Source organism: Halomicronema sp. CCY15110, from assembly GCF_016888165.1.
Classification (GTDB): Bacteria; Cyanobacteriota; Cyanobacteriia; order Phormidesmidales; family Phormidesmidaceae; genus Halomicronema.
Map to the genome: position 1 here is coordinate 1 of NZ_JACSWC010000132.1, position 16,145 is coordinate 16,145.

General features: G+C 55.5%; 14 protein-coding genes. 8 read left to right on the plus strand and 6 right to left on the minus strand.

Annotated features, from left to right (window positions below; genetic code table 11):
- Positions 1-128: 128 nt before the first annotated feature.
- Entirely contained in the window at positions 129-518 is a 390-nt protein-coding gene (locus JUK32_RS02040; protein WP_204137185.1) for a hypothetical protein, read from the minus strand.
- Positions 519-571: 53 nt separating this feature from the next.
- On the opposite strand from JUK32_RS02040, the gene JUK32_RS02045 reads away from it, so the two are divergent.
- Complete coding sequence (locus JUK32_RS02045; protein WP_204137186.1) at positions 572-1,234, plus strand: cofactor assembly of complex C subunit B; 663 nt, start codon at positions 572-574, stop codon at positions 1,232-1,234.
- Positions 1,235-1,401: 167 nt separating this feature from the next.
- On the opposite strand, the gene tadA is transcribed toward JUK32_RS02045, so the two are convergent.
- The 5 genes from tadA to JUK32_RS02070 all read right to left on the minus strand — a co-directional run bounded on the left by tadA (position 1,402) and on the right by JUK32_RS02070 (position 7,265).
- On the minus strand, positions 1,402-1,902 hold the full coding sequence (gene tadA, locus JUK32_RS02050; RefSeq protein WP_204137187.1) for a tRNA adenosine(34) deaminase TadA: 501 nt from the start codon (positions 1,900-1,902) through the stop codon (positions 1,402-1,404).
- A 21-nt stretch (positions 1,903-1,923) separates the two neighbouring features.
- The gene (gene mdh / locus JUK32_RS02055; RefSeq protein ID WP_375541547.1) at positions 1,924-2,919 is read right to left on the minus strand and encodes a malate dehydrogenase; all 996 of its coding nucleotides are present in this window, start codon (positions 2,917-2,919) and stop codon (positions 1,924-1,926) included.
- Positions 2,920-3,199: 280 nt separating this feature from the next.
- Positions 3,200-4,681 (minus strand): DEAD/DEAH box helicase, encoded by a 1,482-nt coding sequence (locus JUK32_RS02060; RefSeq protein WP_204137189.1) that lies wholly within the window; start codon positions 4,679-4,681, stop codon positions 3,200-3,202.
- Complete coding sequence (locus JUK32_RS02065) at positions 4,653-5,561, minus strand: tetratricopeptide repeat protein (protein ID WP_204137190.1); 909 nt, start codon at positions 5,559-5,561, stop codon at positions 4,653-4,655. Before JUK32_RS02065 ends, JUK32_RS02060 begins: the two co-directional genes overlap by 29 nt.
- Before the next feature lie 339 nt (positions 5,562-5,900).
- The gene (locus JUK32_RS02070; protein ID WP_239112240.1) at positions 5,901-7,265 is read right to left on the minus strand and encodes a cell wall metabolism sensor histidine kinase WalK; all 1,365 of its coding nucleotides are present in this window, start codon (positions 7,263-7,265) and stop codon (positions 5,901-5,903) included.
- A gap of 988 nt (positions 7,266-8,253) precedes the next feature.
- Here JUK32_RS02070 and rfbB point away from each other — a divergent pair.
- The 7 genes from rfbB to JUK32_RS02105 all read left to right on the plus strand — a co-directional run bounded on the left by rfbB (position 8,254) and on the right by JUK32_RS02105 (position 16,000).
- The gene (rfbB, locus tag JUK32_RS02075; RefSeq protein ID WP_204137191.1) at positions 8,254-9,288 is read left to right on the plus strand and encodes a dTDP-glucose 4,6-dehydratase; all 1,035 of its coding nucleotides are present in this window, start codon (positions 8,254-8,256) and stop codon (positions 9,286-9,288) included.
- A 168-nt stretch (positions 9,289-9,456) separates the two neighbouring features.
- On the plus strand, positions 9,457-10,386 hold the full coding sequence (locus JUK32_RS02080; protein WP_204137192.1) for a YihY/virulence factor BrkB family protein: 930 nt from the start codon (positions 9,457-9,459) through the stop codon (positions 10,384-10,386).
- 186 nt (positions 10,387-10,572) lie between these two features.
- The gene (gene pyrH / locus JUK32_RS02085; RefSeq protein WP_204137193.1) at positions 10,573-11,301 is read left to right on the plus strand and encodes a UMP kinase; all 729 of its coding nucleotides are present in this window, start codon (positions 10,573-10,575) and stop codon (positions 11,299-11,301) included.
- A gap of 22 nt (positions 11,302-11,323) precedes the next feature.
- A complete protein-coding gene (gene frr, locus JUK32_RS02090; RefSeq protein WP_239112241.1) occupies positions 11,324-11,845 on the plus strand; it encodes a ribosome recycling factor in 522 nt (173 codons plus the stop codon).
- A 399-nt stretch (positions 11,846-12,244) separates the two neighbouring features.
- Positions 12,245-13,681 carry a 9,9'-di-cis-zeta-carotene desaturase gene (gene zds, locus JUK32_RS02095; RefSeq protein ID WP_204137195.1) on the plus strand — a complete coding sequence of 479 codons (1,437 nt, stop codon included), beginning with the start codon at positions 12,245-12,247 and terminating at the stop codon, positions 13,679-13,681.
- A 3-nt stretch (positions 13,682-13,684) separates the two neighbouring features.
- Positions 13,685-14,143, plus strand: coding sequence for an SRPBCC family protein (locus JUK32_RS02100; protein ID WP_204137196.1), 459 nt, complete (start codon positions 13,685-13,687; stop codon positions 14,141-14,143).
- Between the two features lie 3 nt (positions 14,144-14,146).
- Positions 14,147-16,000, plus strand: a complete 1,854-nt coding sequence (locus JUK32_RS02105) for a hypothetical protein (RefSeq protein ID WP_204137197.1) — start codon at positions 14,147-14,149, stop codon at positions 15,998-16,000.
- The last annotated feature ends 145 nt before the right edge of the window (positions 16,001-16,145 follow it).

Genomic DNA, 16,145 nt, shown 5'->3' on the forward strand with positions numbered 1-16,145 from the left:
AGTTTCGACTCCGCTCAACTCTCGATACTGGTAGGTTGAGCGAAGTCGAAACCGGATTGAACGGGTACTTTATTTAGCTGCAGATCCCTTAGTGCAGGAAAGCAGCCCCGCTGAAGAGCCGCTCCAGCTCAAGCTTGCTTCCGCCAAAACAGCGCGAATAGATTGGGTTCTTGTTGCATCACCGCATGGTCATTTTGATGCTGCTGGGCTAGCCGATAGTGTTCTTCACAATAAGCTTCTAACGCCTCGCGAGAGTGCTGCTCTTGGCGAAATTCAAAACTGAGTTGATGCAGTTCCAACACCTCAAGCACTTCCTGGGGGCTGGGTTCATACCGGCGGAGTAGGTGTTCAAACACAATAAACGTCGGTGAATTGATTATGAATAGGTTAGCAGGTGAATTGAGCGGAGGCAGGGATGGCAGATTACCAGACCGCGATCGCGATGCTGGCCCCGCAAACAGATTGATAAAATGCATCAGGCACCTGGCATCAGACAACCCGATACCGCGATGGGTCATCGGGTTGTCTCACCAGAGGTCGGCCCCAGCAAATCGGTATTCCAGGTGGATTGATGGCGTCTTCTGATCAAACGGTATGGCTGCGGCGGCTGCCGATCGCTGTGGGCAGCTTGGGCAGCCTACTCTTAATGGTCAACCGCTGGTTGACGCCAGCCTTGACTGAATCCCAAGCGCGGTCCGACGTGATGGGAATTATTTTGTGTGCGGTGTTGGTGCTCACCGGGCTGCTATGGCAGCGAGTTCAGCCCAAATTGCCCGATACTGTGTCGCTTCAAGGCTCAGAAGGCTTTGAGCTGGACGCCACCCTCCCCGAGACGGTGCAGACGGAATTAGCTTGGGCCTCGCATCTGTTGCTGACGAATACCGTGACGCGGGCGATCGTGGCTTACTACGACGGTCGGGTCCTCATGCGTCGGGGCATTTTAGGGCCAACCGATGAGGTGACGACCGGGGCCATTCTCACGCGGGTTTTAGACAAGGGGAAAGCGGTCTATTTGGTGGATATGAAGCTATACCCCGGTCGAGTGGAATTCGGCTACCTGCCCGAAAATACGCAAGGGCTGATCTGTCAGCCAATGGGCCAAAAGGGCGCACTAATTTTGGGTTCCAATGCTCCCCGCAGCTACACGAAGCAAGATGAAACTTGGATCGAAGGCATCGCCGATAAGCTGGGCGAAACCCTCGATCGCACCCTTAATCCTGATCTCGCACCCTAAAATCGACCCTGAAAATAACCTCACGTACTCTTGTCAGGGGGCGGTTCCCTTGGACGGTTCCTGAACGTATCCTTTGAACCGATCGGAAACCGACCCCTAGCCGATGCGCCGATCTCCTCCCTGTCATGGAGCAGTGCCCGACAGGCTACCCATTCAGCCTGGATGCTTTACGAACCGTGAGCGGAATCTGGTCGTGGTGATCGCCGGCGCTCAGCAAACCAGGTTTGCAACTGTTCGCGACATTGAGCTTCGAGCATGCCGTTGAGCACAGCGAGGCGATGGTTGGAGGCCGCGCTATCCGGTAGATTGAGCACCGATCGCACGGCCCCCGCTTTCGGATCGTCAGCGCCGTACACTAGCAAACTGATCCGGCTGAGGGCGATCGCCCCCGCACACATGGGGCACGGCTCTAAGGTGACGTACAGGGTGCAGCCCGTCAGGTTCCAATTGCGGCGGACTTGCCCAGCTTGCCGTAAGGCCATGATTTCGGCGTGGGCAGTGGGGTCATGGCCCCGTTCACGAAAATTGGCGGCTTTGGCAATTAGCCGATCCTGCGCGTCCACCACGATCGCCCCTACGGGCACTTCACCAGCGGCTCCGGCCTCAGCCGCGATCGCGATCGTCTGCTCCATCCAGGCTTTATGGCGCTGATAAGTTTCGTCCAGCATGAGCAATCGGCAACGTAGTCCCTAGACACTCACCGCCAATTGCGCCGGTTCCGCAAGCAGCTCAGTAAGTTTCTGAATGTTAGCCCGAATCGCTTTCGCTGAGGTCTCTAGCGCCGCTTGTTGCTCGGCACTCAAGGCAAGTTCTAAAACCGACTCAACTCCTTGCTGCCCAATGTGGCAGGGTACCCCGATGTAGAGATCATGCAGACCGTATTGCCCGGTGAGATAGGTCGCCGCCGGCAGGATGCGATGGCGATTCATCAAAATGGCTTCCACCATCCCGTAAATTGAGGCTGCTGGGGCATAGTATGCGCCCCCAGTTTTCAGCAAATTGACGATTTCAGCGCCGCCGTTGCGGGTGCGCGTGACCAGGCGATCGAGGGTCGCCGCATCCAGCAGTTCCGTCAGGGGAATGCCGCTGACCGCCGCATAATTGGGCAGCGGCACCATTAAGTCGCCGTGGCCGCCGAGGACCAAAGCGGAGACATCTTCCGGCGGCACATTGAGTTCCATGGCGATAAAGGTGCGGAAGCGGGCCGAATCTAAAATGCCCGCCATGCCAATCACCTGTTCGGCGGGCAGACCGCTGGTTTGCCAGGCCAGATAGGTCATCACATCCAGGGGATTCGTGACGATGATGAATTTCGCCTGGGGGGAATGGGCGATCGCCTGTTTGACCGTCGCCTGCACAATGCGGCCATTCACTTGCATCAGGTCATCCCGCGACATGCCCGGTTGGCGCGGCTTGCCCGCCGTCACCACCACCACATCCGACTCTGCCGTGTCGCTATAGTCATTGGTGCCCACGATATGCTGTGGTCGCATTTCCAAACCGCTGGCTTCAGTCAAATCGAGGGCAATCCCCTGCGGTCGCCCCGCGACCACATCCAACAGCACCACATCAGCTAAGTGGGTATCCAAAATTCGTTTAGCGAGGGAACTGCCCACATTACCGGCACCGACCACGGTCACTTTCGGCACGTATCGCAACGATGTTTTCGAGCCATTATTCATCATCAAAACCTCCGACAGCCGATGTTAACGGCTGATTTATCCGCATCCTCCAACTTCTATGGGGAGCAACTAGTCGAAGGAGAAATCTTTAGTGTCTGTATTAATTATGACAATTGACTGATTCGAATGTCATGGAACGTTCATGCTTCTTAGGCGTTTTTGCGACATTCGCCAGCGGGTTGGGGGCAGTCAAAATCCCCAAGCCAATTTTGTTTCTGCTGGGGATGACGTTGATCCCGGCTAATTTTTGAGCCCGATTGCGACTCATCGACCCTATCGGCCCTTAGGTTTCTGGCCAGTCGGGCTCGGCTTCAGCCGCCTTGGGCAAGGGTTGGGGAGTCGCTGGATAAGACTTGGATGGCGATAGTAGCTCCAACTGTCCAGTCGGGCGGGGCGATCGCTCTGCCCGTCGCCGCCGCGAAATGCCCTCCTCGGTCGTTTCTTCCGCAATGACTTCGTAGAGAATGGCTCGTTTTTGCCCGCCGGAACCTTTGCGCAAAATTCGTCCCAAGCGCTGGATATATTCGCGGGTAGAGCCGGTGCCTGACAGTAAAATAGCGATCCGCGCATCGGGTACATCCACCCCTTCATTCAGCACTTGCGAGACCACCAGCGTCGGATACTCCCCACTGCGAAATTTTTCCAAGATTGCCTGGCGCTCTTTGACCGCTGTTTGGTGCGTAATGGCGGGAATCCAAAAGTCTTCCGAAATGCGATAGACCGTGGCGTTGTCGGCGGTAAAAATCAGACAGCGTTCGGGATAGTGTCGTTCCAGTAGTTCCGCTAGGATACGGAGTTTGCCTGCCGTCCCCAGGGCGATCGCCCGCGATTCTCGATGGGCCAGCATGGCTCGTCGCCCGGCCGATGATTGGGCACTTGCCTGCACAAACCGCTGCCACCCCTCCAAGCTGCCCAGCCAGATGTTGGCCCCTTGCAAAAATTCGTTGCGCTGCTGGATCAGGGTGGCATACCGTTCCTGCTCAGTTGGGTCAAGCGATACCTTGATTTGCACGACTTCATAGGGCGCTAACGTGTCCCCCGCTAAGTCCTGTGGCTGCTTTTCATACACGATCGGTCCCAGCAACTGGGGCAAATCAGCATCACGACCATCAGCGCGATCCGGCGTCGCCGTGAGCCCTAGACGATAGGGGGCAATGGAATATTCAGCGATGACGCGATTAAAGTCGCTGGGCAAATGATGGCATTCGTCGCAAATCAGCAAGCCATACTGGTTGCCCAAGCTCTCAGCGTGGATGGCGGCACTATCGTAAGTGGCGACCAAAATGGGAGTGCGATCGCGGGACCCGCCACCGAGTAAGCCCACCTCAACGTCGGGAAAGACTTGCAGCAGTTGGTCATACCACTGATGCATCAGATCTAACGTGGGGACGGTGATCAGGGTGCTGCGAGGGGTCGCCTGCATGGCGAGATAGGCCAAGTAGGTTTTGCCTGCCGCCGTTGGGAGCACCACGACTCCGCGCCAGGCATTGGCAATCCAAGCTTGTAAGGCGGCTTGTTGGTGCGGATAAGGTTGCCAGGGCGTTTGTAAGTGCAACGTCAGCGCCTCAAACTGCGCCACTTGGTCGATAAACGCTACTTGCTCTCGCCGCAGGGTTTCCACTAAGGCGCGATATTGATGGGCGGGGATCCGAAATTTTTCGATGCGATCGTCCCAGGTGGCAAAGTCAATCCAAGCTTTACCCCTGGGCGGGGGATGCAGGATGAGCGTGCCCCGGTCAAAATTTAAATGAGGAGTTCGGGCCATTTGCCAGTGAAGAACACTGCCGCCATTCTATAGAGTCCTTGGCTTTTACGGCGGTGGGACGAGGATTGGCAATGGCCGCTTGGATGGCGGGACTGTTGATAACGACACTAAAACTCGCATCGGTTTTCACCATGACGCGGTAAATGCTGGGATTCACCGCGATCGCATTGCGTAGCCACCGCGCCGCTTCCGGGGCTTTGCCTTGCAGCGCAAACGTCGATGCCTTGCCGTACCAAGCGTTCGGGTTCGGGATGCGACACTGCAAGGAGCGATCAAAACTGGCGATGGCATCGCGGAATCGATACAGCTTATTGAGCATGACTCCACGATAAGTCCAGGCGTAGTGGCAGTTGGGCTTAATCGCGACGGTGGTATCGAGACAACTCAGGGCATCGTGAAAGCGCCGCATCGCGGCGAGCGCGATCGCCCGGTCATACCAAGCATAGTAATTGTCTGGCTCTCGCTGGATCAGGTCGTCAAAACAGTCGGCTGCTTCTGGATAGCAGTGCAGACGCAACAAGGCGTTGCCGCGATTACGCCAGGCTTTAGAATCGTGCTGATTTAACGCAATGGTGCGGTCAAAACTGGCTAGCGCCGACTCAAAGTCATTCATTTTGGCTTGGACAATACCTTGACCATGCCAGGCCCGAGACTGATTTGGTGCTAGCGCGATCGCCTCCTGAAAGCTTTGTAAGGCAGCCTCATATTGCCTGAGCTCGCAGAGCGCATACCCCTTCTCAATCCAGGCTTTGGCATCCGTCGGATCAGCCGCCAATACCTGCTCATAGCGGGCGATCGCAGAACGATAGCGCCCGACATGAAATAGAGCCATCGCCTGACCGTGCCAGATTTGGGTTACTTGGGTTTGAGAAACAGCCATGGCGATTAATGAAGAAGTTGCACCAGCAGAAGAATCAACCCACAGGTTGGGGGCCGTCCCTAGCACGACCCAGAAGGGGTGAAGCACCGAGCTTGAGGGACAACGGCAAGACTTTAAAATCTGATACCTCAATGTATCCCGATAGATTTGCGAGCAGTGTAAGCACCGGGCAGTCTTCTTCAAGAATTCACATAGCTGCCGATTTGATGCCAGAACTCCCGAAAATTGCTGAATATTTTTTCAACAGTCCATGAAGCTGCTGTATTGAGCTCATTGCCGACGTTAAAAAATTGGCTTCAGATGGCCCCAATCAACCGAAACAAATTGCGGCGAGGGGGATTAAACGACACTGGCTGCTTGTAGAGACAACGGCTGAGTGGTCATGACAATGCTGAGCCACCCGCCGCCCGTCTCAGGATGATTTTGGGCGAGTAGCTTGCCGCCGTGGGCTTCGGCAATTTGTTGTGAAATCGCCAACCCCAGCCCCGAGCCCGTGTTGCCTGAGTTGGCGAAGTCATTGCCCGCCAGGGAAATATAGTGATCAGTGCTGGGGCGCGTACGCGACATATCAGCTCGATAAAACCGATCAAAAATATGCGGCAAGTCACTCTCTTGGAACCCTTTGCCTTCGTCAATGACATCCACGCGGAGTTGTTGCGGGGCCATGGTCAAGTCTTGGACGGTGGCTGATGATTCACACGCCACCGTTGCCCGCACATAAATCGTGCCTTCCCGAGGGCTGTACTTAACCGCGTTGTCAATTAAGTTGATAAGCACCCGATGCATCAACGGTTCGTCAAGTTGCACAATCAGTTCCGACGGACCTTCATAGGCAATTTGCACCTGTTTCATCTCGGCCAGGGGCTCCAAGCTCTGCCAAGCCGCCAAAATCAATCGCGGCAATTCCACCGGTTTGAGGGTCAGACCGGTGCCACCGCTGCGTTCTAGTCGGCTGAGATTCAGCAAATCTTCAACCAGATTGCCGAGTCGCAGGATTTCGTTCAATAGCCGATCGACCCATTTCAACAAAGCCGGATCAACCCGCTCTCGGAGGGTCTCGGCGACTAATCGGATAGACGTTAGAGGGGTTTTGAGCTCGTGGGCGACATCGGAAGTCCAGCGATTGCGCTGCTGCAACAGATTTTCCGCTTCTTGCCGATTTTCCAGAAAAACGCCGACGTGACGATGGGGCAAAGGGACGCCATGCCCCCGCAGCGGATAAGCTACCCCCTCATTCGGATTAATCGGATCCGGCGATACTAAATTTAAGACCCAGTCTTGTTGGCACGATCGCTGGGCTTGGCGCGTTTGTTCTATCAATTGGTCTAACTCGAATGATCGCACCAGTTCCAGCAACAGCCTTGGCGTGAGGGGGGCGATCGCATCACTATCTTGACTAATGGCTGGAATACCCAGCATCTGGCTCGCTAGCGGGTTAATCCAGATGAGTTGGTTTTCCTCATCGACTTCTAAATAGCCCACAGGCGCTTGTTGCAAGAGCTGATAACTATTGATCGGTTGATGCGCGTCGGCTGAGGCGTTACCCGTGTGGCCACCTTGGTCGGAATCCGCCATGGTTGGGGGCACGGTGGTTCTCCAGGGGGCGATCGGTGACTGGCTTGCGAGTCCTCTCACCCACCAGCCCAACCCGCCGCTAGCGATCGCGCCAGCCACTAAAAACCAGTCATTGGTGGTGTCCATCATGATGCGGGCACTCCCTGTCGCAACGCGATGTTGGTTAGTCGACTCCGACCAATTGCACATCAAATCAGCATCTCAACACACATTAACAACAAAAGGTTAAGAACTAGAGGCAGCTGGGTAGAGGGACTGTTCTGCGGGATGCTTGACGCCCCAGCATTGTCGTCCTCCAGCCGGCCATTTTTGAGCAGTTGGTGGGAGCGGGCAGGCGAGGAAGCCTAGCCAACGGTGTGCGCCCAGATTCAGAAACTCTAAACGATTGCTTGTTTCTACTTCGGAACCCGTAAGTAGCTGGGCCTAATTAAACGTCGAATCAGGCGAACCAGTCGCTGATTTCGACTCCGCTCAATCAACTGGGTTTCCGACCTGGCAGACCGTTGAGGGTTGAGCGGAGTCGAAACCCGTCTACGAAATAATTGTGCCTGCCCACTTAACGCGTTTTTGGGATTTCCTCTTTGATGTGGGCAGGGGGCAATTTGCTGCTGGCAACTCAAATTCAGGCCCCAGCCCCAGCCCGCTCCTTCCCCAAAACGTGGCATTACTGAGTGCTGCGTCTCGTGCTCATCGCCTCCGGGCCATGCGGCGATTGTGTCCCGTACCATCAGGCTGTCTATCCTTCCTGAGCCACACCTCTCCGGCAATTGTGGCCGCCGTCAGGGAAAATTTACGGAATTCGAGCCTGACGGTCGTGGTAGCAGGTCGCTGGGAGGGTATTTTTGAGGAGATACAGCATTGTGGCAGGTAGGGGGCACTCTCTTCGCGGAAATTGATGTGGGGGCCGCTCCGCGATCGCTCATCCGATCCAGGATATCCGGTGTCCTCTTGAACACCAGCGAGCGGAACAGAGGTCCAACGAACTAGAGGATGGTGGGCGATCGCGGAGCTTCGGCGCACCCTAAAAATTCTGTCTAGCCCCCGCGTCAGGGATGCTGTAGCCCAAATGAGATCTTTTGAGTAGGGGGCGATTTTGACTCATAGCATAGGCGCTGAAATGCAGAACAAGCGGATTTTGGTGACTGGTGGAGCCGGTTTTATTGGCTCCAATTTTGCCCATTACTGGCATCGCCAGTCTGACTTACTGGTAGTGCTCGATGCTCTGACCTACGCAGGGCACCGGCGCACCCTGGCAGATTTGGAAGGGGCTGAAGGCTTTAAGTTTGTTGAGGGCAATATTTGCGATGTTCAGTTGGTCACGCAATTGCTGACGGCCTATGAGATCGATACGGTCATTCACTTTGCCGCCGAGTCCCATGTCGATCGCTCAATCCTCGGCCCGGCGGCGTTCGTCCAAACCAATGTGGTCGGCACCTTCACCTTACTAGAGGCTTTTCGCCACCGTTGGGAAGCCCAAGGTAAACCAGAGCATTTTCGCTTTTTGCATGTCTCCACCGACGAAGTGTTTGGCAGTCTCGGGCCAGAAGATCCGGCGTTTAGTGAAACGACTCCCTATGCTCCCAATAGTCCTTATTCCGCATCCAAAGCGGGGAGCGATCACCTGGTGCGGGCCTATTTTCACACGTTTAATTTGCCGACATTAATCACGAATTGCTCGAATAATTATGGCCCCTATCAATTTCCAGAAAAGCTGATTCCTCTCATGTGCGTCAAGATTTTGTCGGGACAGCCGCTGCCAGTTTATGGCGATGGACAAAATGTGCGCGATTGGCTGCATGTGACCGATCACTGTGAGGCGATCGCGACGGTATTGCAAAAAGCGACCCCCGGCGAAACTTACAACATTGGCGGCAATAACCAGGTCAAAAATATCGACATCGTGCAACAGCTGTGCGATTTGATGGATGAGTTGACCGATAAGTTACCCGTTTCGCCCGCCCGAGAGCTGATCACCTTTGTGACCGATCGCCCAGGGCATGATCGCCGCTACGCCATGGATAGTGCCAAGCTCCAGCGAGAGCTCGGGTGGCAGCCGCAGTATGACTTTGCGACCGGGCTGGCGCAAACTGCCCAGTGGTATCTCGACAACGAGGCTTGGTGGCGACCCTTGCTGGAGCGATCGCATCAATAGCTAGCAGGACAGGGCTGATCTCTTAAACGGTGAGGTCCAGGTGGCGATCGCGACTCACGATCTATCAGGGCAACACCGCTTCTCGACCCCAAACAGCTGTGGAGAAGCAGCCCAAAGCATTCTTCAGCGATACTGTAAAAGCTGTTGGGATGACCAAAGGTGAGAGCGATGTTGCCATTTTTGAAAAACCAAGTCTTACCCAGTCGCGGCGCGCAACTGTTTATCCAAACTGGGTTGAAGTGGCAAAAAGATAAATGTTTAGAAATGGGGGCAGCGCTGTCCTATTACGCGCTGTTCTCTCTCTTTCCGATTACGTTAGTACTCGCGAGTATTTTGGGCTTTTTGCTCGGGCCAGACACCGACACCGCCCAAAAGATTTTGACCTTTACCCAAGATTCTCTGCCGCCCGAAGCCTTTGAGATCGTTCAACAAACACTCTTGAAACTAAATCGCCAAAGTGTGGGGGCCGGCATCGTGGGTTTCAGCATCTCTTTTTTTGCCGCCAGCAGTGTTTTTGCCGCGCTTGATCGATCCGTCGATCGCATCTGGAAAGCTGAAGATGACGACACCGACAACACGGCAACTTTAAAGGACAATGCCACTAATTTTCTCGGCAAAAGACTCTTCGCCTTTGGGCTCGTGATCAGCACGTCGATGCTGTTGCTGCTCTCACTGTTGTCGAATATTGTTATCCGCGTCGTACTCAACATCATCGACAGCATGGAGCGATCGCTGCCATTTGTGCAGGTCGGTAACTTACCGATCGCCAAAGCCTTGCAAATCAGCTCTTCCTTTCTATTGGTGGCCTTAGCCGTGCTGCTGCTATTTCGGTTTTTGCCTTCTACCCGCACCCCTTGGAAGGATCTCTGGCCGGGGACTTTATTCACGACGGCCTTGCTGATTGGTCTGCAACAGCTAGTCAGTCGCAACATTATTAATATTGGTGGGCAATATCAGTCCTACGGCGCGATCGGCGGGGTGATGATTTTGATGCTGTGGATTTATCTCACCTGTCAAATCTTCTTTTTTGGGTGCGTCATGTCATATGTCTATGCGCATCTCTTTGGCAGTCGTCGCCGTCATGACCTCATCCTATGAACCGCCGTCGCGGCTTGCCCTTTCCCAACTGCCACGATCTTGCTCAAAGCGTTGGCTCACGCTTGGGCAATCCAGCCCATCAAGGTTGGTAAATATAAGTTCTCCCCGTGGATTTGGGCGAAGCTCCGCCTAGATATGGTTAGATAGTTGGGGAATCCTGAGGGGATGGACTTGGGGATAGACTGAATGACTAATACTTACCAGCGCGTATTACTTAAATTAAGCGGCGAAGCCTTAATGGGAGATCTCGCCTACGGCATTGACCCCAACATCGTGCAATCTATTGCCGAAGAAGTGAGCACGGTTGTCCAACACGGAATTCAAATTGCCATCGTCGTCGGCGGTGGCAATATTTTTAGGGGCATTCGGGGGTCTGCTGCGGGCATGGATCGGGCCACGGCGGACTACGTGGGCATGTTGGCCACAGCGATGAATGCCATCACGCTGCAAGATGCGATCGAGCGCAATGGCACCCCCACCCGAGTGCAAACCGCCATCACGATGCAAGAAGTGGCAGAGCCCTACATTCGGCGACGGGCCATTCGTCATTTAGAAAAAAATCGCGTGGTCATTTTTGGCGCGGGCTCCGGGAATCCCTTTTTCACGACAGATACGACGGCGGCGCTGCGGGCGGCAGAAATTGGGGCCGATGTGGTGTTTAAGGGCACAAAAGTGGACGGCGTGTATGATTCTGATCCCAAGCTGAATCCGGATGCCAAGCGGTTCAACAGCCTCACCTATGGCCATGTACTAGCCCACGACCTTAAAGTGATGGATGGCACGGCGATCGCCCTGTGCAAAGACAACAATATTCCTATTATGATATTTGACCTATCGGTGCCGGGTAACATTCGCCGGGCCGTGATGGGAGAATTGATTGGCACAATAGTGGGAGAGTCCTGTGAAGTTAGCTGACTTAACTGATATCGAACTAGCAATGCAAAATGCGGTGGATGCCACCAAACGCGCATTCAACACCATCCGGACAGGGCGCGCCAATGCCTCACTGTTGGACAAAATCATGGTGGAGTATTACGGCAGTCCCACGCCGCTCAAGTCGCTGGCTAACGTGAGCACCCCAGATGCTAGCACGCTAATGGTGCAGCCCTTTGACCCCAGTTCCCTCAGCGATATTGAGCGGGCAATTTCCATGTCTGATGTGGGGCTCGTCCCGAATAACGACGGTAAGCTCATTCGGCTCAACATTCCCCCCCTAACCAGTGAGCGCCGCAAAGAGTTTGTGAAAGTGGCGAGCAAGTACGCCGAAGAAGGGCGAGTCTCAGTGCGCAATGTGCGGCGTGATGGCCTGGATGTCTTCAAAAAGCAAGAGAAAGATAGCGAGATCTCGGAAGATGAATTCCGCGATTTGCAAGACGAAGTGCAAACTCTGACGGATACATACACCGCCCAAATTGATCAGGCACTTAAAGCCAAAGAAGAAGACATCATGACGGTGTGACGCTGTTTTCAAACTGCAATAACCGCTGCTGGGACGGTGGCGATACTGATGAACGGGGCGCGGATAACGGGCCCCGTTTTTGTATTTTCAGACCGGCGATCGCTCGATGAGAGGGCCATATTGGCAACTGATTTGCCCATGGAAAAACGTATTTAACGTCAGTTCGGGCTAAGCCCAAACCGGTTACGTTCCCCTTTTGGGAGGGGCGAATGGGGTGGGTAAGCCGCTGACCGCCCCACCTCGTCCTGCGGACAGCCCTCCAGTGGAGGAGATTGAGGCTGCGGATAACTCTGAAAGTTCCTCTGCATCCTTTATCCCGAACTCAGGTTATTTACCCACAAGCTGCCGCCGACCATTAAAATACGTAAAGTTATCTTCATAAAGGACACGTCACGACGCATGCGAGTTGCGATTGTTGGGGCCGGTTTGGCGGGGTTATCCACAGCGGTGGAGTTGGCCGATGCGGGCCACGAGGTCGAAATCTTTGAAAGTCGTCCCTTTGTTGGCGGCAAAGTGGGGAGCTGGGTCGATAAGGACGGCAACCATGTGGAAATGGGGCTGCACGTCTTTTTTGGCTGCTATTACAACCTGTTTGCGCTGATGCAGCGGGTCGATGCGTTTCAGCACCTGCGCCAGAAGCAGCACACCCACACCTTCGTCAATCGCGGCGGCCAAACGGGCGAGTTGGACTTTCGGTTCATCACGGGCGCGCCGTTCAACGGCCTGAAAGCGTTCTTCACGACCTCGCAGCTTTCCGTGGCGGATAAGGCGATGAACGCGATCGCCCTTGGCACCAGCCCCATCGTGCGCGGCTTGGTCGATTTTGATGGCGCGATGAAAGTCGTGCGGGAGCTCGATCGCATTAGCTTTGCCGACTGGTTTCGCAACCATGGCGGTTCGAATGGCAGTCTCAAGCGCATGTGGAACCCGATCGCCTATGCGCTGGGCTTTATCGACACGGAAAATATCTCGGCCCGCTGCATGTTGACCATCTTTATGTTCTTTGCGGTGAAGACCGAAGCGTCAGTGTTGCGCATGTTGGAAGGCTCGCCCGATGAGTTTTTGCATCAGCCGATTTTGAAGTATTTAGCCGAGCGGGGGGCGCAAGTCCATACCCGCCGCCGCGTGCGCGAAGTGCTGTTTGAAGACAGTGGGAATGCGACCCATGTGACGGGGCTGGCGATCGCCAATGGCGACGAGACGGAAACGGTGACGGCGGATGCTTACGTTGCGGCCTGTGACGTGCCCGGCATTAAGCGACTATTGCCAGAAATGTGGCGGCGCTGGCCCGAGTTTGACAATATTTACAAGCTGGATGCGGTGCCCGTAGCGACAGTGCAACTGCGGTTTGACGGCTGGGTAACGGAGCTGCAAGACCCCAAGGCGATGAAACAAATCGATACGCCGACCGGGTTGGATAATTTGCTCTACACCCCCGATGCCGACTTTTCTTGCTTTGCGGATTTGGCCTTGACTAGCCCCACCGATTACTACCGTGAGGGCGAGGGCTCGCTGCTACAGTGCGTGCTCACCCCTGGTGATCCGTTCATCAAAGAGAATAATGACGCGATCGCCCAACACGTCCTCAAACAGGTGCATGACCTGTTTCCCTCGTCGCGCCAGCTCAATATGACCTGGTCGGGCGTGGTTAAATTAGCGCAGTCCCTCTACCGCGAAGGTCCGGGCATGGATCCCTATCGCCCCAGCCAAGTCACCCCGGTGGATAATTTTTTCTTGGCGGGAAGTTATACGCAGCAGGACTATATCGATAGTATGGAGGGGGCAACCCTGTCTGGGAAGCAAGCGGCCCAGGCGATTTTGGAGCGCATGAGATAACCCATGAGTGACTGGCTAGAACATAGCGTCTTAGTGGAAGTGAACGCCCCGGTGGAGTTGTCGTGGGAGCTTTGGTCTGATTTGGAACAAATGCCCCGCTGGATGAAATGGATTGAGTCCGTCACTGTGTTAGAAGACGATGCAGAACTCTCACGATGGAAGCTGGATGCTGGCGGCTTTGAGTTTACTTGGCTGTCACGCATTACCAAGTTAGTTGAGCATCAACTGATTCAATGGGAAGCGGTGGACGGACTGCCCAATCGCGGCGGCATTCGCTTTTACGACCATCAAGACAAAAGCGCGGTGAAGTTGACGGTGGCTTACTCCATTCCCAGCTTTTTAGGCAAGCTAATGGACAACTTATTCTTGGGGCGGTTGGTCGAAGGGACTCTAAAAGCAGACCTCAAACGATTTCAACAGTACGCCAATAAAATTCAACAAGAGCGATCGCACCCTCAATAATCCATGCAGCTTGGCCCTCAGACGCTCGCCCAAGCGCTCACTTATTATCATGAGCAGTTAGCCCATGCCTGGTGCGGTTTGCCTAATCCGGCCGATCGTCACACCTTGGCGCACCTGCTGTTGTGTCGGTTGGTGCTGATTTATGACTTGCAGGTGGGCGGCTTTTTGGCTGGGGGCGATCGCTGGTATTTGCACAACCAGTTGGGGAGCCAGACGCCGGACTCTGAAACCAGTTTTTTTCAATCATTTTTCCAACCGCTCTGCCATCAGGGGCTGAGTTTGCCCGCAGCGGAACGCCCGAAGGCAGTCAGCCAAAAGATGGGCGACGTCCCTTATCTGGGCTGTCGGCTGTTTGCGCCGCAGCCGTTGGAACAGCAGCAGCCTCAACTCGATATGCCCGATGAGGTGATCGAAAAGGTTTTGGGGTGGCTGGCGGAGCAGGTGTGGCAACGCGAACTGCCGCCCGCCCATGCTCGGGCAGCATCCACCAACGAGGACATCACGCGGACGGGCTTAGCTGCAGCTTGGGAAGCCATGCTAGCCGTTCCAGGGGAAAAAGCGAACGGGACATCGACTGAGCAGTTGGCCGCAATGGCTGAAAAAACGGTGGATGCGCACCTCTGGCAGGCCCTTGCCCCCCAGTCGGCGGGGCCAGCGGCGGGGCTGACGGAACTGTTGGCAACGCTGACGGCCGATCGCTGCCATCAGTTAATTGCCACCGTCTTGCCTAACCTGTCGATGCTCGATCCGGCCTGCGGGTCAGGGCGATTCTTGCTGATGACGCTGGCCCGCTTGCAGGCGGTTTACCAGATCTGCTGGGACTATGCCCAAACGTCCAGCCATCCGGAGCTGCAAACCTGGGTGCGATCGCTGCGAGCCCTCGACTGTCCCCCGCAGTGGGCCTGGACGCGGCAAATTCTCACTCAAACCCTTTACGGGGTGGATGTGCGGCCGGAGGCGATCGCGGTGACGCAAACCCAGCTCTGGCTGTGGCTCCTGTCTACTATTCCTGCGGGCAAGTCGCTGCCGTTACTGCCCGACCTCGATTTCAACATCGTGAGGGGCAATGCCCTGGTGGGCTTCATGCGGGTGGATGAGGAAAGCTTTGACCAGATTGCCCCGAAGCGATCGCCCGCTGAGGCCGATCACGAAACCGTGTTGCAGGGCAACCTGTTGCAGCCCCTGGCCGCCGCCAGCTATCGCGACACCCTGGCGGAAAAGCAGATTCGCATTGAGCATTACCGCGCCCAAACCCAGGCGATGGGGGCCGAAGGGGGCATTCCTGACTATGTGCAGCGGGAGTTTTTGCGCGATCGCATTGAGACGGTCAACACTGCCGCCCAACAAAAGCTCAACGACTTGCTCTTTGCCACCTGGAGCCGCCAACTGGGCATCGTGGTCAAAGAGCCCCAGCCCTCAGGCCGCGCTCGCAAGCGGTTACTCACCCCCGCCGATGTCGCGGCACTACACCCGCTGCACTGGGGCTTTGCCTTTAACGCCGTGATGGCCCAGGGCGGTTTTGACCTCGTCATTACCCAAGCGCCCGCTGGCACCCTCAGTCCCCGCCCAGAGGCGTTTTACTACCAGCATCAAGCGCTTTTTGAGCAAGCGGCAATTACCTTGGCGATGTTTCGGCGATCGCGCCGCCAAATTCTCCAGCAGCAGCCTGAGTTGACGACCCTTTGGGGCACTTATGCAGGTCGCATCAACAGCCTGCGGGATTTCGTCCGCCGTAGTCCCGATTATCCCGACTCTGGCGGGGCCAATACCCGGCGATCGCTGCCCTTCAAACGCTTGTTTGCCCAGCGGTGCGCATGGCTAGCTAAAGCCGACGGCATACCGCCCCAAATACTGTGAGGTGATCGCAGCACCGAGAGCAGTGGTGCTGCTAAACCGAGGAGTCCAAACAATTGGACAGGCCCTAAGGGATGCGCGTGCAACTAAAGTACCGACTCCAGACACGTAACTGACCCAGGCACCCAGCTACCCAGCCACCCAAGCA